General features: G+C 38.5%; 18 protein-coding genes. 10 read left to right on the top strand and 8 right to left on the bottom strand.

The features are described 5' to 3' along the window. The first annotated feature begins 63 nt into the window (after positions 1 to 63). Together nadA and METTI_RS09770 are read left to right on the top strand one after the other, a co-directional pair. Entirely contained in the window at positions 64 to 981 is a 918-nt protein-coding gene (nadA, locus tag METTI_RS09775) for a quinolinate synthase NadA (protein ID WP_023845656.1), read from the top strand. A gap of 7 nt (positions 982 to 988) precedes the next feature. Further along, positions 989 to 1,858: a geranylgeranylglycerol-phosphate geranylgeranyltransferase gene (locus tag METTI_RS09770; RefSeq protein WP_023845655.1), complete on the top strand. Its 870-nt coding sequence runs from the start codon at positions 989 to 991 to the stop codon at positions 1,856 to 1,858. 18 nt (positions 1,859 to 1,876) lie between these two features. Here the strand turns inward: METTI_RS09770 and METTI_RS09765 are convergent, their stop codons facing one another. Continuing rightward, positions 1,877 to 2,578 (bottom strand): RNA ligase partner protein, encoded by a 702-nt coding sequence (locus METTI_RS09765; RefSeq protein WP_023845654.1) that lies wholly within the window; start codon positions 2,576 to 2,578, stop codon positions 1,877 to 1,879. Between the two features lie 275 nt (positions 2,579 to 2,853). On the opposite strand from METTI_RS09765, the gene METTI_RS09760 reads away from it, so the two are divergent. Next, positions 2,854 to 5,838, top strand: coding sequence for a response regulator (locus tag METTI_RS09760; protein ID WP_023845653.1), 2,985 nt, complete (start codon positions 2,854 to 2,856; stop codon positions 5,836 to 5,838). Between the two features lie 103 nt (positions 5,839 to 5,941). On the opposite strand, the gene METTI_RS15180 is transcribed toward METTI_RS09760, so the two are convergent. After that, entirely contained in the window at positions 5,942 to 7,993 is a 2,052-nt protein-coding gene (locus METTI_RS15180) for a methyl-accepting chemotaxis protein (protein ID WP_023845652.1), read from the bottom strand. 624 nt (positions 7,994 to 8,617) lie between these two features. Here METTI_RS15180 and METTI_RS09750 point away from each other — a divergent pair. From METTI_RS09750 to METTI_RS09740, 3 genes are all read left to right on the top strand, one after another. Beyond that, positions 8,618 to 10,693 (top strand): methyl-accepting chemotaxis protein, encoded by a 2,076-nt coding sequence (locus tag METTI_RS09750; protein WP_169729110.1) that lies wholly within the window; start codon positions 8,618 to 8,620, stop codon positions 10,691 to 10,693. Between the two features lie 112 nt (positions 10,694 to 10,805). Beyond that, a complete protein-coding gene (locus METTI_RS09745; RefSeq protein WP_169729109.1) occupies positions 10,806 to 11,939 on the top strand; it encodes a nucleoid-associated protein in 1,134 nt (377 codons plus the stop codon). 13 nt (positions 11,940 to 11,952) lie between these two features. Then, positions 11,953 to 13,698 carry a hypothetical protein gene (locus METTI_RS09740; RefSeq protein WP_023845649.1) on the top strand — a complete coding sequence of 582 codons (1,746 nt, stop codon included), beginning with the start codon at positions 11,953 to 11,955 and terminating at the stop codon, positions 13,696 to 13,698. A 69-nt stretch (positions 13,699 to 13,767) separates the two neighbouring features. Here the strand turns inward: METTI_RS09740 and METTI_RS09735 are convergent, their stop codons facing one another. Continuing rightward, positions 13,768 to 15,999 (bottom strand): CDC48 family AAA ATPase, encoded by a 2,232-nt coding sequence (locus METTI_RS09735; RefSeq protein ID WP_023845648.1) that lies wholly within the window; start codon positions 15,997 to 15,999, stop codon positions 13,768 to 13,770. A gap of 347 nt (positions 16,000 to 16,346) precedes the next feature. On the opposite strand from METTI_RS09735, the gene METTI_RS09730 reads away from it, so the two are divergent. Continuing rightward, positions 16,347 to 16,739 carry a hypothetical protein gene (locus tag METTI_RS09730; protein WP_023845647.1) on the top strand — a complete coding sequence of 131 codons (393 nt, stop codon included), beginning with the start codon at positions 16,347 to 16,349 and terminating at the stop codon, positions 16,737 to 16,739. Next, entirely contained in the window at positions 16,705 to 17,700 is a 996-nt protein-coding gene (locus METTI_RS09725; protein ID WP_023845646.1) for a hypothetical protein, read from the top strand. Before METTI_RS09730 ends, METTI_RS09725 begins: the two co-directional genes overlap by 35 nt. Before the next feature lie 34 nt (positions 17,701 to 17,734). On the opposite strand, the gene METTI_RS09720 is transcribed toward METTI_RS09725, so the two are convergent. Then, a complete protein-coding gene (locus METTI_RS09720) occupies positions 17,735 to 18,433 on the bottom strand; it encodes a (5-formylfuran-3-yl)methyl phosphate synthase (protein ID WP_023845645.1) in 699 nt (232 codons plus the stop codon). 46 nt (positions 18,434 to 18,479) lie between these two features. On the opposite strand from METTI_RS09720, the gene METTI_RS09715 reads away from it, so the two are divergent. Beyond that, positions 18,480 to 19,190, top strand: coding sequence for a HisA/HisF-related TIM barrel protein (locus METTI_RS09715; protein WP_023845644.1), 711 nt, complete (start codon positions 18,480 to 18,482; stop codon positions 19,188 to 19,190). A 150-nt stretch (positions 19,191 to 19,340) separates the two neighbouring features. Beyond that, complete coding sequence (locus METTI_RS09710) at positions 19,341 to 19,577, top strand: hypothetical protein (protein WP_048135356.1); 237 nt, start codon at positions 19,341 to 19,343, stop codon at positions 19,575 to 19,577. A 52-nt stretch (positions 19,578 to 19,629) separates the two neighbouring features. On the opposite strand, the gene METTI_RS09705 is transcribed toward METTI_RS09710, so the two are convergent. From METTI_RS09705 to METTI_RS16195, 4 genes are all read right to left on the bottom strand, one after another. Next, positions 19,630 to 19,893 (bottom strand): type II toxin-antitoxin system RelE family toxin, encoded by a 264-nt coding sequence (locus METTI_RS09705; RefSeq protein ID WP_023845642.1) that lies wholly within the window; start codon positions 19,891 to 19,893, stop codon positions 19,630 to 19,632. Next, on the bottom strand, positions 19,893 to 20,129 hold the full coding sequence (locus METTI_RS09700; RefSeq protein ID WP_023845641.1) for a DUF7557 family protein: 237 nt from the start codon (positions 20,127 to 20,129) through the stop codon (positions 19,893 to 19,895). The genes METTI_RS09705 and METTI_RS09700 overlap by 1 nt, the downstream gene beginning before the upstream one ends. Positions 20,130 to 20,200: 71 nt before the next feature. Next, positions 20,201 to 20,806, bottom strand: coding sequence for a dTMP kinase (gene tmk / locus METTI_RS09695; protein ID WP_048136047.1), 606 nt, complete (start codon positions 20,804 to 20,806; stop codon positions 20,201 to 20,203). Positions 20,807 to 20,874: 68 nt separating this feature from the next. Continuing rightward, on the bottom strand, positions 20,875 to 21,003 hold the full coding sequence (locus METTI_RS16195) for a hypothetical protein (protein WP_023845639.1): 129 nt from the start codon (positions 21,001 to 21,003) through the stop codon (positions 20,875 to 20,877). Positions 21,004 to 21,078: the final 75 nt, after the last annotated feature.

The raw sequence follows: 21,078 nt of genomic DNA, 5'->3' as shown, positions 1-21,078 counted from the left end.
ATTATAATATGCAGGATAATTTCAAATTCCTGCTTCCAAATCCAAATTTAAGGTAATGATCTCATGCAGGATACCCAAAAAACCATTGAAAGGATATTAAAATTAAAAGAGGAATGCAATGCTGTAATCCTTGCCCACAATTATGAGAGGGGTGAGATACAGGATATTGCAGACTTTACAGGGGACTCACTTGGCCTGAGCATACAGGCAACTGAGCAGGAAGCTGATGTAATTGTTTTTTGCGGCGTGCATTTCATGGCAGAAAGTGCTGCAATCCTGAGCCCGGAGAAAACTGTACTCTTACCGGAAATCCATGCAGGATGCCCGATGGCTTCAATGGTTACTGCTGAAGCCCTTCGTGAGGAAAAGAAAAAATATCCTGATGCTGCGGTAGTCTGTTATGTGAACTCCACAGCAGATGTGAAAGCTGAGAGTGATATCTGCTGTACATCAGCAAACGCTGTTGAAGTTGTAAACTCTCTTGAAGAAGACGAGGTGCTTTTTGTACCTGACAAAAACCTTGCAGACTACGTATCAAGGTTCACAGGTAAGAAAATAATCCCATGGAATGGATACTGTCCGACTCACAATCAGATACTCACAACTGACGTGATAAAAGCAAAAAAAGATTATCCAAATGCGGAAGTTCTTGCACATCCCGAATGCAGAAGAGAAGTTGTTGACCTTGCAGACAAAGTGTTCAGCACTACAGGAATGGTGGAATATGCCAGAAATGCAGGTGATGAATTCATCATTGCGACTGAAAGAGGTATTATCCACAAACTTCAGAAGGACAATCCGGGAAAGAAGTTTTACAACGTATCTGAATTTACAGTGTGTCCTGAAATGAAAGCAATTGACCTTGATTCTTTACTGCTTTCACTTGAAAAGATGCAGTATGTTATCACTGTCCCTGAAGATGTCAGCGCAAAAGCAAGAATTGCACTTGACAGAATGCTGGAAATTAAGAGAAACAGGTAAGTTCTAAATGCAGGCATATCTGAAACTTATGCGATCAGGCAACTGCCTTATGGCAGCTATTGCCGCCCTTGTAGGAGTTTTCATAGCATATAATATCGTTTCAGCCAATGCCACAGCAGATTCTTATGCTGCTGCATTTCCCACATTCCCTATTTTAGATTCATTAAAAGTGTTCCTTGTAGTATTTTTTGTAACTGGTGCAGGGAATGCCATTAATGATTATTTTGACATAGATATTGACAGGATAAACAAACCTGAAAGACCAATTCCTTCAGGTAAAATAAGCCTGAAAGCTGCAATGTATTTTTCTCTTGCACTCTTTGCAGCAGGAAGCATAATTGCAGCATCCATCAACATGATATGCGGAGCAATTGCCCTTGTAAATTCTTTGCTGCTCATTTATTATGCAAGCAACCTCAAGCGTACAGCACTTTTTGGAAACATAGCGGTAGGTTATCTTACAGGTTCAACATTCCTTTTTGGAGGTGCCGTTTTCTTTGAATATGGAGGAATTAAAGGTGTATTTGTCCTCTTTGTGCTGGCAACTATGGCTACTATTGCCCGTGAAATTGTCAAAGATATAGAGGATATTGAAGGCGACCGGGAAGACGGGGCACAAACACTACCAATTATCATCGGCCCAAAAAAAGCAGCATACCTGGCGGCATTTATCGGACTCGTTGCGGTTCTTGCAAGTCCTCTGCCATACATACAATCGCTTATGACAGTACGTTATCTGATATTAGTAGCAGTTGCGGACATACTCTTTGCAGTAGCTGTATATGAGATACTTGGGAAAAACAATCCTGCAAAATCCTCTAAGATGTTTAAGATGGCAATGGCCTTTGCACTAATCTCATTCATTGCAGGTGCATAAAAGTAAAGACCCGGGACTTTATTCTTCCAGAGTAACTTCGCATATTACATCAGAATGCTTCAGGTATTCCTGTAATATCATAGGAAAAGTGCCTGCAGGCACAAATCTTACACCCAGCTCCTCAGCCCATTTCTGAATTCCAAAATCACTTGCAACCACTGCAGCATCCAGTTCCTTTGCAAGGATTAGCACATCAATATCCGGAGCACTGTCAAGAATTCCGTACCGAAGAGCTGCGCGATATTTATTCCTGAACTTTCCTATATGCCCGCCTATAACCCTTCTTTCAATATCGTGGCTTATGTCTTTCTTATTCTCTGCCTTTGACTCTGTAAGGAGGCATTCGGTAGAGGAAGCCCATATTGTCTCCTCGGCAATCACCATTCCTTTATTGATTCTTTCCCGCATGTGTGACACATATTCATGGAAAACCTTTGAGGGAATCTGCACGTTATACCTGTCAGGAGCTTTTTTTACAAGCCATGTGTCGATCTTTGCTATCACATCGCTGTCACAGCCGTTGTTATGGGCGAATTCCTGTAACTCTTTATAGACTGATGGAAAAGGCACATAGCAACTTATACCGAGATTTAATCTGGAGCTGGCGATTAAATCAAGAACTTCACGTATGCCATCACACATACCATCCTGCTCCAGCTTTTCTCTTACCTGAAGATCGGTCAATGCAGTAGTATCAAGAACAAAACGCTGTCTTAGCATAGAATTACCTCATAAATATCCGATCAACCGGATTATCCCATATATAAATGGGCAGAATGAGTTTAAAGTATTTTTGGTAGTAATCAGTTCATGTGATATCATATACGATATATGTTCACAGATAACGAACAAATATTTTTAAATATAATGTAGATTTTTCATATTATTATATAAATTCTGCCATATTATCCGGCATAGAATTACAGCTACAAGTTACTGAAGCATGACTAATATGCGTTGAAGAAAATAAATTATTACACTTTTCGGGGAATCAGATGAAAATAAGGAATAGGGTGCTGTCAATCCTGGGGATGACATTCATATTAATGTTAATGCTTTTTGCAGTTGTTACCGGGCAAATTCTGGATAATAGTTTCCACAATCTGGAACAAAAAGAAATAACCAAAAATCTGGAACGTGCGGATTCTGCCATCGAATCAAAATTGAATAAGATGGAAATAACTGCTGCTGATTGGGGTTACTGGGATGATACATATTATTTTCTGGAGGGGGATGATGAATACATAACAAATAACCTAGAACCGGAGTCACTCATAAACCTGCAAGTAGATATGATGTTATTTTATGACATCAATGGACAATTATACTACGCAACCGGTGCAGACCCTGAAACTAATGAAAAGATACAGATACCGGAATCACTACTTTCCTACCTGAACATTCAAAGCAAGCTACTATCAGCTCCAGAAAACCCAATTGAGGCAAGCGGAATTCTCCAAACACCCGATGGAGATATATTGCTCCTGGCTTCCAATCCAATTACGGAAAGCACGAATGACGAGATAACAGGAACCCTCATTGTTGTAAATTATGTGGACCAGAATTTTATCGAAGGAGTAGAAGAATTAACCAAGCTGAAACTTGCAGTTAATAATATAGGAACAGAAAAAACTGCAGCAATGGAATCTGAACTCCTGGAAAATGATGGAATCGGGATAGAAGTCCTCAATAAGGAATCAATCATTGCCTCAAAAATTCTTTACGACATAAATGGAAACCCTGCGCTCATACTGGAAGTGGAAATGACAAGGGAAATTCACCAGCAGGGAGAGATTGCAATGATTTACATGATCTCTGCCATTATGCTGCTGGGAATAATCTATGGCATTATTGTCATGTTTTCCATGGAAAAATACATACTTGCACGCATATCGGATCTCAGAAAGAACCTTATTGATATCACAAAAAGTGGATCACTTGGCTCACGAGTGAAAACAGATGGAAATGACGAACTTACTGATCTTTCCGAAAACATCAACGATGTACTGAATACTCTCGAAGAAAAAGAGAACAAGATACATGAGGAGGAAGTAAAGACCCAGAATAAGATGAAATCGATAATTGAGAACATTCTCAGTGGAGTAATTCTTATTGATGGAGAAACACACCTGATAACTGATGTGAACCCGGTTGCTGAAGAAATGATAGGGCTCCCCAGGGCCCAGATTGTCGGCAAAATATGCCATGAATTTGTCTGCCCTGCTGAAAAAGGAAACTGTCCAATCAGCGACCTGGGGGAGACAGTAAATCGTTCAGAAAGAGTTCTTATAGACAAGGAAGGAACAAAAATCCCTATTTTAAAATCGGTGGCTTCTGTAAACTTATCTGGCAAGGAGTACCTGATAGAAAGTTTTGTTGACCTTAGCAAAATAAAAGAAGTTGAGAAGGAACTTGTAAAGGCAAAGATTATTGCAGAATCAGCAAACCGGGCAAAGAGTGATTTCCTTGCAACCATGAGCCATGAACTCAGGACACCGCTTAATTCTATAATCGGTTTCTCAGATCTTATTCTGGAAGGAAACGCAGGAGAACTGAAAGATAACCAGAAAAGATACATCTCAAATATATCCACAAGTGGAAAACATTTGCTATCCCTAATTAACAATGTACTTGATCTTTCTAAGATAGAAGCAGGAAAAATGGAGCTGCATCCTGAAGGATTTCCTGTGGAAGAAGTACTTCTGGAAGTTAAGCAGCTTATGGCAAGTCTTGCAAATAAAAAGAACATTAAAATCAGCTATGTCAGAGAGGATGATGTCGGGAAGGTCTTTGCTGACAAGACTAAAATCAAGCAGATACTATACAACCTACTGAGCAATGCCGTCAAGTTCACACCGGAGGGTGGAACAATAGATGTAAATGTAGAAAATTCAGGGGACAGGATAAGGTTCTCTGTGCAGGATTCCGGAATTGGAATATCAGAGGAAGATATGAAGAAGCTGTTCACTCCTTTTACCCAACTGGATTCAGCTGCTAACAGGCAATACGAGGGAAGCGGACTTGGACTTACCCTTGTTAAGAAATTTGTCGAGCTTCACAATGGAACTCTTGAAGTTGAGAGTGAACCCGGAAGGGGTACTAAATTTACTTTTGAACTTACAATCAAAGAAGATCCAAGAGAAAAAGAGAAGAAAAACAGTACTTATGGGAAACAGACTGTGAATCTGGAAACTGATGACTCATCAGCAGTTTCCGTACACGTGGAGCCAGAGAACAGTACAGGAGATGAGGAACTTATACTGGTTGTCGAAGATGATGATGCTTCCAGAGAACTGCTTGAAGAAACATTGAAACATTCAGGATATAGGGTAATTTCCATATCCAGAGGTCAGGAAGCACTTGAGATTGCGGAGAAAACACAGCCTGTAGTTATCACTCTTGATATAATGATGCCTGGTATGGATGGATGGGAAGTCCTGAATAAACTAAAGAAAAATGATAAAACGAAGGATATACCTGTCATTATAACCACCATGCTTGATGAAAGAAAAATCGGAACAGCACTTGGAGCTGAGGAACATTTTATAAAACCTGTCCAGAAGAAAACACTCATTGCTACACTTGAAAGGATACAAAAAGACAGGAGTCATGGACCATTCCACCTACTTGTTGTGGATGATGAGAAAGTTGCTGTGGAAATGATAGAAGAGATGTTAAAGGATAAAAACTTTAAAGTTACTCCTGCATTTGGAGGGCAGGAAGCTATAGACATTGCACTAAAGGAACATCCTGATGCAATATTATTAGACCTGATGATGCCTGAAGTCACTGGCTTTGATGTAATAAGGGCTTTGAAGAGTAAGGAAGAGAGTAGTGATATACCTATCATTGTCTGTACGGCAAAATACCTTGAGAAAGAAGATCTGGAAATACTTAACAAAGATATATCAGGCGTAATCCAGAAAGGTGAATTCAATAAGGATAAATTGATCTCACATATTAAGGACATCAGGAAATAAAAGATGCTAATTTTAAAACACGTTAATTTTTTCAAATTAAAAAAGAAAATGCAGCATGGCAAATAATGCTGCATTTGAACATCATTTTTGTTTTATTTCAGACTTAACTAAGCCTGAATTTTGCTGCACCCTGGCTCAGAATCTGTGCCAGTTCTGCAAGTTGCTGTGCCGATGCTGATAGTTCCTGCATGGAAGCTGTTTGTTCCTGCACGGGTGCCGATGCCTGCTCGGTACCGGCTGCTGACTGCTCTGAAACTGAAGATACCTCTTCTACAGATGCTGTTACTTCCTCAATGCTGGCTGCCTGTTCTTCAGCAGCGGCTGCGATTTCCTGTGCCATTCTGGCAATTTCTTCACTGCCTGCAACAATTGACCTTACAGCTTCTACAGTATCCTTCAGAGCCTGTGCACCAACAGATACCTTGTCCGTACCCTTATCCATTGCATCTACAGCCTCATGACTTCCATCCTGTATCTCATTTATGAGAACTGCAATCTCCTGTGCAGCACTGCTTGAGTCTTCTGCAAGTTTTCTAACCTCATCAGCTACAACGGCAAAGCCTTTTCCATGCTCACCTGCACGTGCTGCTTCAATTGCTGCATTGAGCGCAAGGAGGTTTGTCTGGTCAGCAATAGAAGTAATCAGGTTAACGATTTCTCCAATCTGTTTTGACTTGCCGTCAAGATTGCGAATAACATTTGCAGAAGCTGATACAGCAGTCTGGATCTCATCCATCTGTGCCAGGAGTTTTTCAGATTCGTTACCTATTTCGCGGATTGTTTCACTTGCCATGCCTGCATTCTGAGCTGCATTCTGGGCATTTGCTGCAATTTCCTGAACGCTTATTGACATATCGTTCATTGCAGTTGAAACATCCATTGCCTTTGAAGACTGGATCTGTGCTCCGTTTGATATCTCACTTACGGTTTCAGATATCTGGGTTGAAGTTGCAGTCATTTCTTCTGATGATGCTGAAATTTCTTCTGCTGTAGAAGCTACTTTTGAAGCACCCATCTGGACATCGCCTATAAGACTTGTCAGGTTTCCAACCATTTTCTTTATGGCGTTTGAAAGCTGTCCCAGCTCGTTGTCAGCCGCATCTGCAAGTTCAAGAGTAAGATCTCCATCTGCAACCCTGTTAGCTGCATCAATCACCACACTAACTGATTTTGTAATCATCTTAATGAGGACAGAAGCCATGATGATGCCAAGAACCAGAGCAACAAGGATAGACACAACCATCATCAAGGTGGAATTTCTCATTTCTTCTTCCATCTTTGATTTCTGATCTGCACGGGCTTCCTCTGTTATGGACTCTACTTCAAGTGCTGCTTCATGCATTGTTTCACTTGCTTCTACCTGCTGTTCCGCAAATGATACATAAGCATTAAAATCAGCTTTATAGGCTGTTGTTGCTGCAATTATTGCCTCTACAGCTTCCTTGTCTTCCTGATTCTGGAAGCTTGAATCAAGAGTATTACCGATAGCTATTATCTCGTTCATATTGTCATTGACATTATCTGAATACTGCTGATCAACATGTAACATGAAACGCAGTCTTTCGCCACGGGACTCAAGATTCAATTGAATCATTTTATTAATAAGTTCTATATTTTCAAACTCCTCTTCAAGAACTGCAGTTCCTGAATTCTGCTCAAGTGCCTGGACATAATCCTCGTCCTGACTGACTATCAGATCATTCATTAAGGCTTCAAGTACAAGTCCCTGCGCAACAAGGGCCTTTTCTGCTTCTTCTTTCCGCTCCTCAAGTTCTACATAGTTGTCAAATGCTGCCTGATAGCTCAAAGCAGCCGCTTTCACATCATCCATTTGCTGATCGTTTACAGAGTCAGTAAATAGTTCCTTAGATGATTCGGTCTGTGTCACCATTTCATCAACGTGCTGATCTACTTCATCGGCATACTCCGGATCAAAAGTCAACTGATATGTTGCTTCTGAAAAACGAGCGTCTTTCATGTATTTGACCAGACGGTTCATGTCATCTGCTTTGACAACCCTGTCATCAACATTCTGCATTCCACTATAACCACTGTAACCAACAAAAACAGTAAGCAATAGCAAGATTGCGAAGGAACCTGCAAGGATATGTTTAAGTTTCATTTCTTCCAATTTTGTTTTAAAATCATCCAGCATGCATTGGAACTCCCTTATATATTTTAGTGCTTAAAGTGAAATCGCCTGCATATGAAGGAACTTTTTCACTTGTTTATTAACCATATTTTATGTTCAAATTATGAGCAAATATCACATCATAATATACAACTTATATACATAATTTAAAATATATAAATATATTTTCATTATACTTTTTACATACACACTTTAACATAAAAACAATTTATAAAAATCAAAATGCAAAAAGTTATAATTATTATTTATACTTACACACAACAAGTAGCTAAAATGTACAATCATTACTACAACTTTTGTTAATATTAAAAACGGATGCACTTAAAAAATAGGACCTGAAGAACAAGTCAATTAAATAATTCTATTTCAAATATTTTGAAATATTTTCATATATATATTTATCGCATGTCATCGCTCAATAAGATATATAAAAATATACCGCCCAGCATAATTTATAATATTGTAAATATAGCGCAAAATATATATTTAAAATTCGCTATTTATATTTTGTGTGATGGTGTTGCACTTTACTATATATCATGTACTTGAGAGATAACCATGAACTTCGAAAAAATGAATATTAAAACTAAATTACTTTTATACATTGTTGCGAGTGTCACTATTCTAATGGCTGTAAGCACATATGTTATAGTGGATAAAGTTACAGAACAAGAAATGACAATGGCTTATGCTGAATCTGAAAGTGTTGCAGAAAGCTATGCATACCAATATGACAGTGATATGCGGTCTAATCAGATGCTTGCTCAGACCATGGCTACCACCATGGAAAACTATGACAGCGGAAACAGAGAGGAAATAAATTCAGTTCTTAAAAATCTGCTCGAAGAAAATCAGGGACTTCTTGGAACGTATGTTGCTTACGAACCAAACGAATTTGATGGAAAAGATTCAGAATATGTAAATAACCAGGGACATGACACCACCGGAAGATTTATTCCATACTGGAGTAGAAGCGGTGGTTCTGTTGCTTTAGACCCACTTGCTGGTTATGAAACAGATGATTATTACCAGCTTCCTAAAACCCTGAAGCAGGACGTCATACTTGAGCCTTTTATGTATGACGGAATTATGATGATAAGTTACATTTCCCCGATAATCAGGGACGGGGACTTTGTGGGAATTGCCGGTGCGGACGTATCTCTAGACTATGTAGATGATGAGGTTTCAAAGGTTAGTATCTTTGATACAGGCTATGCATTCATGGTCAGTAACACAGGTCTTTTTATGTCACATCCAACTGAAAAGGAATGGATAGGCACAAAGACACTTGCAGACCTTAATAATCCTGAAATCGACAAAATGGCAGATGATATTGAAAATGGAATTAGCGGACATATTGAGGTTGTTGACCCTACAACCGGAAAAGATGTTGCTATGATATACAGTCCTATTGAAACTGCTGACTTCGCTTTTGTACTGACTGTACCACAGGATGAGATGTTTGCAGGTGCAATGGAACTCAGGAATCAATTAATAATAATTTCAATTATTGCTATTATTGCAATGGCAGGAATTGCTTATCTTATCGCACGTTCAATCACAAAACCTATAGAGAACATCGTTGATGATTTCGAAAAGATATCAAATGATGCACTTGAAGGAAAGATTAACGGAAAAGCAGAGACTAATGTGGGCATTGACTTTGAAGCAATACCAAGAGGGCTCAATGAGATCATGCACACAATGAATAATATTATTTCTGATATAAGCAAGAATTCAAATGTCATTGCAAGTACATCAGAACAGATGTCTGCTGCAATTGAGGAAGTTACTGCTACATCAGAAGACGTTTCAAAGACAATAACAGACATTGCAACAGGAGCAAATGAACAGTCTGCTAAAACTGATGATATTTCCCGTGCAATGAATGATATGTCCCAGAATGTCCAGGATATTGCTACGAATGCACAGATATCTGCTGAGATTGCAAGTGAATCCAGTGAAAAGACAAAGGATGTAGGGGACAGGTCTGAAGAACTTATGAGACAGATGGAAGAAATCCAGAAGAGTTCTATGGAATCAGTCGATGCCATAAAGGGACTTGAATCAAAATCCAAGATGATTGGTGAGATTGTCAGTCTTATTACCAATATTGCAGACCAGACAAACCTGCTTGCTCTTAATGCTGCTATTGAGGCCGCAAGGGCAGGAGAACATGGAAAAGGTTTTGCTGTTGTAGCTGATGAGGTTCGCAAGCTTGCAGAAGAATCAGGAAATGCAGCAAGCCAGATATCTGATCTTATTAATGAGATTCAGGTTGAGACAAATGTTGTGGTTGATTCAGTTGAGAAAGGAAACAGCACTGTCCATGAAGGTGTGGCTGCACTTGATGAAACTGTCAAAGCCATGAGAGACATTGTTGAAGGTTCAATCAAAGTTTCAGAAATGGTCCAGAATATCGCTGCTGCAGCACAGGAGCAGTCTGCCAGCATTGAGGAAATAACTGCTTCTATCGAGGATGTTACATCCATATCCCAGGAAACAGCAGCAGGAACCGAGCAGACTTCTGCATCCGTGGAACAGCAGAACGCTTCCATGCACGAACTGGCACAAAGCTCACAGGAGCTTGCAGGCATGGCAGTTGCAATGCAGGAAATGGTCAGCAAGTTCGTACTTGCCAGCGAAGAACATGTGATGCATGAAGATGCACCAAAATTAGAAGAAAATAAGAAGGGACTCTGATTGTCCCTCTTTTTTTGTTTTTTGATGATTTTTTGGATCTAGTTTTATGTATACATATAGTTGATCTTTTATTTTCAATTATTAATTAACAATTAAAAACAAAATTGTCTATTTGGAAAAAAATGAAATAGTATATCTTGCAATATTATATCAAAGTATACAATATGATAGAGGAATTTGTTTGCCAATTGAAAATAAAGATATAACCATTACATCAATTTCTTTTTCACCAGTCAGCAAAAAAGAAACTGAGGAAGAAGAAGAAGAAGAAACAAATGAAATCAGACAGGGAATAATTCAAACAACCAATTTAGATGAAAGAATACTAGACCTGTTTAAAGAATATATAAAGTACTTGTTTAACCACGATAAAAGATCATATTCAGCAGATATTAAATCTTGCGAAGAATCTGAGATTGATATTAAAGAAAAACTTGATGAATGTCTTGGATATGATTTTACTCAAAATGAAGATAAAGATAAGTTCCAACATTTTTCAAAATACCTTGCACAAAATCTTATTTATCATATGAGTCGCTCCACCACTCCAAAACCTGGAATATTATTCGTAATGATTGCAGAGGTAAGTGAGGTAAATCATGTTTTTATATTGAAGGTTGATTTAGAAAAAGAAATCATTCAAATATGGGTAGACGAAGAGAATTTAAATTTGAACATTGATGAAGTTAAAAATGCCATGCCTACTCCTGAACAATTACAGAAAGGGGCAGCATACCCACATCCAACATATGATAAAGATTATAAAATAATCCAAGAAAGCTATCTTGCTAGTTATTTTGATAAATTCTTACAATGTGACAGAGAAGAACCTGAATACAAGCAGTTCAAAATTGTAAACGATGTAGTGAAGGTTGTTAGAAATGAATTTGATAGCGAAAATGAAATGATTCAACCAGACTTAATAGTAAATGAATATTTTAAAGACATGGAAGATGAAATATTTGATCGAAATGACCTGATTGAATGTGGTAAGAAAGTAGCTCCACACACAAACGATGAGGATATTAAAAGAGTCATTACTCGCGAGCTTGAAGCAAGAAGTATGCCAGACATTTATATTCCAAAAAATACTACACTCACGAATAAAATAGAAATCACAATTGGTGATATAACAATAAGGGGCCCTTACCAGTCCATGATAGATAAAGTTAAAATCGAACCTGGCGACGGAATATATCTAATAAGTGTGAAAGGTTCAACATGCAAAAAGAAAATAAAAAGATAAGAGAAATGTATTGATGACGATTTATGATAACTTTGTGAGAAACTATTTAGAATGGGGAGAAGAATCACCTACTAGTTTTTCTATTAATCATAAAAACATTAACAATATTGAAGAACTCAAAAAGTTAAATAATATTGTTTTAGATTTAAGTAGTCAACATCATGACTTCAAAATGCACTTTGCATATCAAATTGAGCATAAAGAAAGTGGATTTGAACTTGAACTAAACATATATAGTAAAGAGAGAGTAATTATCCATAGTTTTGAGATTGAATCCGAAATTGAATTGGAAAATATTTTTGCGAACGAACAGTTGATACTTGAATTGCAAAAATGCCGAGAAGCGCATGAAAATTCAAAACCAATGCATTTGGATGAGATTGAGAAAATAATAGAAGAATATATCAATTACAGTGAAACTAATTCAGTTAGTATCTCCTTTTCATTTGAAAAGAATATTATTGTATCCAAATTCTCAGAACCTTCATTGGAAGAATACAATATAATCATATTTTTGTCATTCCCAAATTTTGAAAAGTATATGGGAGAATTATCCTTCAAAGATTTGAAAAAAACATTGCTGAATGACAAGTTAAATACATTAATCTTAATCGAAGGATTAAATTCCAATTGTTTTGGTAATTACTTTGCAACCTTTGATCTAGAAGAAGCTATTGAAAATAAATCTCTAATCGAAGATTACGTAAAATCATCGAAGAAAGATATAGTTTCGTACAGGGATAAATTGGGAAAACTTATCGCAGGAATAAATGATGATTTTTTCATACCCCCTCAATATTTCGATTTTCTGAAATCGGATAGTTGTATTGATAACTTAAAAGCTCTATTTTATCCAGCATTGTTATTCAATTTGTACATATCTTTTTCAGATTCAATGGAATTTACTGAAAGCTCTTGCAAGTTAAGAATAAACAGTAAAAGAACCGTATACAGCGAGTTTACTTTTGATAATAGAAAGTATTTAAAATACAATATCAATGGAAACACAATAAAATTCAACGATTATATAACTCAAATCGAGGAATTATATCACTTCTACTTGAAAAGTTTTGGATTGATGAATACAGAAGAAATTGACGAAACAAAAGTCCTTATAGCCAAAAAAGTAATATCGATTTATTCCAGAACTTATATTGATATATTAACCCATATAAAAGACATCATTAACTCTGCTAGTTCAGAATATAACCTATATATTAGAGAAAGGGTTGATGATTTTATAGCTTTTAAAGAGCAACTGATAAATTATAGGTTTAATCAGAACAAAGAAATAATAAAATTCAATTCAAATTTAAGTGAAACGTTAAGCAGCACTTTCTTTAAAATTATTGGTTTTATTCTTGTATTTATAATAGGATTAATTGCTAAAGTAGATGAAACATTGATTGATGAATACATGTTAATTGTGCCTTTCCTATTAGGATTATTCATTCTATTTTCAATATATAGATTGCATACAATCAAAGTGCTCTATTATGAAAGTCAAAAACATCAAAGTAAATATGAAAGCTATTTCAACCGCTATTTAAATGCTGGAGATATAGAGGATTTAGGAGAAACGATAAACGATTGCATATTCAACCGAGAATATTATGTAAATTTAGGAGTGCTTTTAATACTGCTTGCTGTTTGTGCTATATTTTGGACATATGCAAATTGGAATGTGATAGAAAATAATGTATTCCCCATTACTTCATCTATAAAAATGCAGATAATAAATTCAACGCTAAATAAATGATGGCTATGGAACTAAAGGAATAAAAAAAGAGGAAATGGTAGATTCTACATTAACTAAAGAGTTAACTTTTCACTGATACGCCCTTTCATCAATATCCTTTTCTTCCTCGTTAGCTGCATACATTGCAAATGATTCGGCAGCCTGCTCATAGAAATTCATAGCACTGCGTGATGTTGTTGGTTTTACACGGCTTTTGGATTTGAGGAAGTGGTCGTAAGTAATCTTGATGCCTTCTGCTTTTTTGAGAGCCTCTTCCTGACTGAGACCTGGAGTTATCACTTCACGCAGAGCCAGCATTGAAGCTTCACGACAGATGGACTCCAAATCAGCACCAACGTAACCTTCGGTTATTTCTGCAAGCTCTTCCACGTCTACGTCTTTTGCAAGAGGCTTGTCGGCAAGATGAATATTGAATATCTTTTCGCGGCTCTGCTTGTCAGGAGGACGGACGTATATCAGGCGGTCAAATCTTCCCGGGCGCAGAAGCGCAGGATCTACAATATCAGGACGGTTGGTGGCTGCGACTATAACTACATCCTTGAGTTCTTCGACTCCATCAATCTCTGTAAGAATCTGGCTTACAACACGCTCGGTTGCATGTGCATCCACGCTTGAACCACGTTCTGATGCCATTGAATCTATTTCATCGAAGAATATGATAGTAGGTGCAGCCTGCCTTGCTTTTCTGAAGGTTTCACGCACTGCTCGCTCGGATTCTCCAACGTAGCGACTGAGGAGTTCCGGTCCTTTAATGCTGATGAAGTTTGCCTCGCTTTCTGTTGCAACAGCTTTTGCGAGCATGGTCTTTCCTGTTCCCGGAGGACCAAAGAGCATGATTCCTCTTGGTGGTTTGGTGTTTACAGTCTCAAAGAGAGCAGGATATTTCAGAGGCCATTCAACTGCTTCTGCAAGTTCCTGTTTTGCTCCATCAAGGCCGCCGATGTCATCCCATTTTACATGAGGTACTTCCACGAAAACCTCACGCATGGCCGATGGTTCGATGTTTTTAAGGGCTTCATCGAAGTCCTTTCTGGTGACTTCCAGCTTTTCCATGAATTCCGGCGGGATCTCATCTTCAACGTCATCGATCTTAAGTTCCGGAAGCAATCTCCTGAGGGCGTGCATTGCAGCCTCTTTACACAGGGATGAGAGGTCAGCACCTACAAAACCGTGAGTTACTGCTGCTATTTCCTTTAGCTCAAGGTCTTTTTCTAGAGGCATACCTCTTGTGTGAACATAGAGTATTTGCAGCCTTCCGTCAGAATCAGGAATTCCTACCTCTATTTCACGGTCAAATCTTCCTCCACGGCGCAGGGCTTCATCAATGGAATTAGGACGGTTGGTGGCGGCTATGACTATTACTTTGCCTCTTGATGCAAGTCCGTCCATGAGGGAGAGTAGCTGAGCAACGATCCTGCGTTCCATTTCCCCAACTACCTCATCTCGTTTTGGAGCTATGGAATCTATCTCATCTACGAAGATGATGGTTGGAGCATTGCGCTGGGCTTCCTCGAATATCTCTCGGAGCTTCTGCTCGCTCTCACCGTAGTATTTGGAGACTATCTCAGGTCCGCTTACGGATATGAAATTTGCATCGGTTTCGCTGGCAACTGCCCTTGCTATCATGGTCTTTCCAGTCCCGGGAGGACCGAAGAGCAATACTCCTTTCGGAGGATCAACACCGAGTTTGTTGAATAGTTCCGGGTGCTTCAGTGGGAGTTCTATCATCTCACGCACAAGTCCGAGTTCACGTTGCAGACCTCCGATGTCCTCATAGGTGACCTGACCTGCGGCTGATTCTGCTATGGCAGCTTTCTCACGCAGGTTTATCTGGGTGTTGCGGGTCACTACCACCGGACCTGATGGCTTGGTGGAGAGTACTACAAAAGAGATGGGGTTGTTCACTGTCTCGACACGGATGTTCTGTCCTTTTGCAACTGGACGACCTTCCAGTATCCTTAATATGAAACGTGCTCCGCCTACAAGGTGAGTTTCCCTTGTCGGTGCAAGGGTGATAGCTTCTGCTTCCACGACCTGCACTTTTTTGAGTGTAACTGTGTCATCGATACCTACTTTGGCGTTATTACGCAGGTTACCGTCTATGCGTACAACGTCCTTGCCTGCATCTTCAAGATAACCCGGCCAGACTATTGCATAGCATTTCTCCTTGCTCTTGATCTCGATTATATCGCCGCTTATGGCACCGATCTTTTGCATGAGAGTCTTATCGAGCCTGGCAATTCCCCTGCCTGCATCCCTTGGATAAGCCTGACCTACTTTTACAGTTATTTCATCTGTCAAGCCATATCACCACGGGACTGTTTTTGAATACGGTATCGACGGTCGTCATCAATAATATATTCAGCAGAAGTATGATTTAACGTTTCTGGGGTTTTCTGTAATGACAAAGTTGAGATACAAAGAGTGATAAAAATAGATATTTAAAAATCATGGCACGTGAGAAATATAAAAATATAAATATCTAATTGTGTATAAATTATAATGTAAAAATAATGTAAAAAATACTTTCACTTTGCTCTTACAAAAAGTCTAAATAAGGATATTTAGAATTAGCAAGATAAATTAAGCAAAAATAAATAGAATTATTAACTAAAACAATCATAACAAAGCATATGGAGGTGGAAACAGTGGGTGCAGACAAAAAAGAATTTATTCTGGAATTACTTGCAGGAATTGGAGAAATAAGAGGAAGAACAAAACTGCAAAAAATAATATTTCTTGGGCAAAAAGAACTAGGTTTACGCGAGATTTTCGATTTCGACGAGTATTATTATGGACCATATGCGCAAGACTTGACATCCTCACTAGACGAACTTGTTAGTGAAGGAAAAATCATTGAAGATAAGATTGCAATGGGGGACTACATACAGTACTCTTACAAACTTGCACCTGGTTACGATAGCGTCTCCTCTAAATATATACCGGAAACCACCATGAGCAAACTATGCAGATTAGCAAAAATGCCAAGAAGTAGAATTATAGATTATGTGTATCGAAAATACCTACCACATCGCATCTGATGATGGTGATTCTTTTTCTTTAGATTTGGTTCCAAGGACCACTTTTATAAACTCTCCAGAAGTTAAAGAGTTGATGCTATGTTTAAAAGATGACATAGCATTAAGAAATTTCTTCATACAAAATAATAGGGAGAATGGTGAAGATGGAACTGAAGAAGACAATGATACTACACAATTTTTAGCATTTGTTAAAAATTCAAAGATTATTCCTCATTCAATTTTGAAAATAGAAAGTAAATCATTGCATACTTATTTTGAAACGCTGTCAAAGCATGCTAATTTAATGTTTAATTCACTTTTAAATAGAAATATAGATGACGTATGCGAAAAAGCCAAAAAAACAGGAATTATTGAAATTGACTCTTGCCTATGTTCCATACAACATGAGGGGAAATCCACCGATATTATTTGTTCAAAAGAAGAATATGAGAGTCTACCAGTTAGCCATGAATTGATTCCCTTGATACATTTCTATAAACTATCCGACAGTTTTTATGAGTTATGGATTAAAAGAGAAAAAGCTGGATTATTATTGGAAGTTTGGCTTTATCATTCATTAAAAGAGCATTTCAATGACGATCCAAATTATGATATATACCACAGTGTTAATTTGAGAAAAGAGGGGAAAGATGTCGAAAACATAGATGAACTTTTAGATTCTGAAAATGAAAATAATTCATTTACAGTATCAGAAATTGATATCTTAATTAACTACCAGAAAAAGCCTATGTGTGTTATTGAGTGCAAAAATAAAAAGTCTAACATGCAAGATGTGATGAAACTAAAAGGCTTAATGACCTTATTACAAATTAATAAAGGGATTCTTTTCACTAAAGATTTCATATCAACTGTTGGAAACTCCGAAATATTCAATCAAACTTTTGTTCAATCAAAAGCAGTAAGTGATTTAGATTCAATATCAAAGGTAATCAAAATAATTGAATCACAGAATGATTATTAAAACAAAAATCAATAAAAGTAAGAAGTAACCGAAGTTACATCTCATTCCTTAGCTTCTCGACAAGTTCTGCCTTGATACAGGAAGTCCTGTCGCCGCCGCATACCATGCCGCGAACACCAATGATGTCAGGCTGGATGCGCTTAAGAACTGGAAGATCCTCGAACTTGAGGGTTCCGGCAAGTGCGGAAAGAAGTCCTTCCTTGCGGATAGCAGTTGTGAACTTTGTAAGCTCTTCCTCATCCATGAACTCAAAGGTTGAGCGTCCGTCCTTGATACCTGTATCGACCATCACAACATCAACGCCTGCCTTTGCGCCGATAGCTGGAAGGAGCTGTGGGTTGATGGAATTGATACGCTCGTAGTCAGAATAACCTGATGCAACAACCTTCTTTGTAGAATCGTAGTTCTTTACAGCCTTTGTGATGTTAGTAAGCATTTCAAGAGCCTGCTCTTCGGTCTGGACATCATAAAGACCGACCTTAATATAATCTGCACCTGCAACTGCTGCCCCAAGTGCCGCAAGGGAAGCAGTTCCCGGCTTGAAGTTAAAATCACCTATAGTCGCGCTTATTGGCTTTCCAGCATTAATAGACTCCTTTACAGAGCTAATAATCCACGGGAAGTTTGCACCAAGTGAACCTTCTTTAGGATTCTTCACATCAACAATGTCAGCACCACCTTCGTATGCTGCAATTGCCTCTTCTGGGTTGATCGGACTGATAAGTAATTTCATCTTTTTAACCTCTTTTTTTATAGCATGACAGATGTATCAATTATATATGTTTCGTATCATCTTCGTTCTCGACATATTCAACAAGACAGTAGTCCATGCGCAGGGTGGTAACCGTAGTGAATACAAGCCCATCCACTTTTCAAGTCACATATGCAACACATCCGATGCAACACAGATAGTAGACACCGTAAAACCGGCAGAAGTCTACATCGCAGACCTCAACCTGCTTGAGAAAATCGGCAAGAGGGAAAAGAACTTCGACATCATACAGGCCGTTGCAGAATCAGCAAAAGTAATGCTCGACCCCGGAATAAGCTCAGTCGCGGAAACCGAAGATGTAATGGAAATTGTGCAAACCGTAATCCTTGGAACCGAGACCTCCTCACTTGAAACAATAAAAGAGGCAAGCTCCCTCTACCCCGGAAGAATCAGCGTCAGCATCGACAAGAAGCACGGCAGGATACTCACCAACGACCCGAATATGCCCGATGACCCATTCAAGATCGTAGAACTCCTCAACGACTACGAACTTGCAGATATCATAATCCTCGACCTTGACAGAGTAGGAACCGCAAGCGGCGTGGATTCACAATTCTTAAGTAAAATCGTTTCTATCTCAAGGCACAATGTACTCCTTGGTGGCGGTGTAAGCAACGTAGGAGACATTAAAACTCTGGAAGATATCGGAATAAAGGGCGCACTTGTGGCAACAGCCCTGCATAACGGCTCAATTCCGCTGGAAATGGTCAGGCAGTAAGTTATAATATATCAAACACTTCAAGCTATCCACCTTTTACGATTTTCAGAGTAATATTATATACAAATAAAAATAATCTGAACTAAAGTTCAATTTAGATTATTGAATTCAGATTTAAATTTTAATTCAATTTTGATTATCGGTGTAATCATGGCAGACAACGAAGAAAATATAGATATTGGCGAGAACTATGGAGAAATTAAGATGGGAGCAGGCTGGTTCCTGACCATCACACTTGCAACAAGCGAGAGATACGAGAACGAATACATAGAGATCGCAAAGGAAAGAGGCGGACAGAAAAAATCACGTTTCAACCTCAACCCAAAATACACAAGAACTCTTGGAGAAGCTCTCATCAAATTCGCTGATGAGAACGGACTTGAGTAACCCTAACGGTTACTCCATTTTTTACTTTTTTCTTTCGTTTATTAGAGTTAGTTCAATACTTGCGGTAGATTTTGCTCCGATGCCCAACCTCAATAACAAACACAACCAGCTTATCATCCTCGATACTCATTATTGCACGATAGTCACCGACCCTTAGTGAATACAAAGGCGATTTAGGAAAGCCTTTAAGCTTCTTAACATGCGATTTTGGGTTATCGCTGATTTCCTTGATAGACAATACTATCTTTTGCGCAATATCTGCCGGGAGATTTTTAATATCCTTCAGTGCTCCGGTAGAGTACAGGATAGTATACATTACCTAAGCCCCAACTCAGCCTCGACTTCTTCTTGCGTGTAGTATTTTCCACGCTTGAAGTCTTCAAGTGATTCTTCAATCCTTCTTATTGTATCATCACTAATGGGTTCAGAATCATATGCCATATCAACCAGACGTGAGACTACATCGTTATACGTTTCCCGAGGAAATAATTTCAATCTGTCAAGGTCATCTTTCAGTTGAGGGTCTATCTTTATGGTCGTAGCTGCTGACATATACTGCAGTATACGCAAGTATACTATATATTGATGATCCTTATTCAAAGAAAACAAAAAAAGATTGAAAATTATCCTTCAATCAATGAGTGAATCGCATCCAGAACATCCTTCTCAATCTCATCCACAGCTCTATCGGTATTGATAATAACAAACCTTTTAGGATGTGCTTCTGCAAGCTTCAGGTAATTTGCCCGTACTTCCTCCAGGAAATCTATCTTCTCAAATTTGGTTTGCTCACCACGGTTACCACACCTCTCAACTGATATTTCCGGATCAATATCAAAAAGAACTGTAAGATCTGGGTCAACTGTCCAGCCGTGGTGTATCTGCTGTATCCATTCCATTGGCTCAGGGAACTTGTCTTTAAGCGTCACAGCCTGATATGCATACCTGCTTCCTGAATACCTGTCAGAGATAACATTCTGGCCACTTTCAAGTGCAGGCAGGATAAGTTTTGAAATATGTTCCGCATGATCTGCGGTGAAAAGCAAAAGCTCTGCAAGGTCGTCTGTATCCGAATGGATAGCACGGTTTACGGCATCACCTATCCAGCCGGTGGTTGGCTCCCTTGTGAAAACAAAATCCTTAAACTCAGGATTAGAGCGCAGACGCTCTGTTATAGTGGATTTACCGGAGCCATCAATACCTTCCAGAGTAATGAGTTTACCTTTCATTGACATCAACAATGAAAGCAAAGGAATACTATTTAGAATTTGTTCCGGATGAGAAGTTACCAGACAAATCAGGTCCTTACAACATCCTCACTACCGCACTGTGGACATCTCACAGGGAACAGAGAAGGGTCTTCCATAAATAAAAACTCACAGGTGTTGCATCTGAAATAAACTTTATTCGGGTCGTATTCGTCCATAATCAAACCTCATGGAAATATGTTTTATCATAATAAATATACTAATCGGTCATATAATACTGCATGCATCCCGGA

The organism is Methanolobus tindarius DSM 2278 (assembly GCF_000504205.1).
In the GTDB taxonomy this organism is placed as follows: Archaea; Halobacteriota; Methanosarcinia; order Methanosarcinales; family Methanosarcinaceae; genus Methanolobus; species Methanolobus tindarius.
This window is presented reverse-complemented; position numbering and strand designations above follow the sequence as displayed.

Coding starts and splice junctions, on each gene's coding strand:
- nadA (WP_023845656.1), top strand. CDS start 64: ATGCAGGATACCCAAAAAACCATTGAAAGGATATTAAAATTAAAAGAG.
- METTI_RS09770 (WP_023845655.1), top strand. CDS start 989: ATGCAGGCATATCTGAAACTTATGCGATCAGGCAACTGCCTTATGGCA.
- METTI_RS09765 (WP_023845654.1), bottom strand. CDS start 2,578: ATGCTAAGACAGCGTTTTGTTCTTGATACTACTGCATTGACCGATCTT.
- METTI_RS09760 (WP_023845653.1), top strand. CDS start 2,854: ATGAAAATAAGGAATAGGGTGCTGTCAATCCTGGGGATGACATTCATA.
- METTI_RS15180 (WP_023845652.1), bottom strand. CDS start 7,993: ATGCTGGATGATTTTAAAACAAAATTGGAAGAAATGAAACTTAAACAT.
- METTI_RS09750 (WP_169729110.1), top strand. CDS start 8,618: ATGGCTGTAAGCACATATGTTATAGTGGATAAAGTTACAGAACAAGAA.
- METTI_RS09740 (WP_023845649.1), top strand. CDS start 11,953: ATGACGATTTATGATAACTTTGTGAGAAACTATTTAGAATGGGGAGAA.
- METTI_RS09725 (WP_023845646.1), top strand. CDS start 16,705: ATGTGTATCGAAAATACCTACCACATCGCATCTGATGATGGTGATTCT.
- METTI_RS09720 (WP_023845645.1), bottom strand. CDS start 18,433: ATGAAATTACTTATCAGTCCGATCAACCCAGAAGAGGCAATTGCAGCA.
- METTI_RS09715 (WP_023845644.1), top strand. CDS start 18,480: ATGTTTCGTATCATCTTCGTTCTCGACATATTCAACAAGACAGTAGTC.
- METTI_RS09710 (WP_048135356.1), top strand. CDS start 19,341: ATGGCAGACAACGAAGAAAATATAGATATTGGCGAGAACTATGGAGAA.
- METTI_RS09705 (WP_023845642.1), bottom strand. CDS start 19,893: ATGTATACTATCCTGTACTCTACCGGAGCACTGAAGGATATTAAAAAT.
- METTI_RS09700 (WP_023845641.1), bottom strand. CDS start 20,129: ATGTCAGCAGCTACGACCATAAAGATAGACCCTCAACTGAAAGATGAC.
- tmk (WP_048136047.1), bottom strand. CDS start 20,806: ATGAAAGGTAAACTCATTACTCTGGAAGGTATTGATGGCTCCGGTAAA.
- METTI_RS16195 (WP_023845639.1), bottom strand. CDS start 21,003: ATGGACGAATACGACCCGAATAAAGTTTATTTCAGATGCAACACCTGT.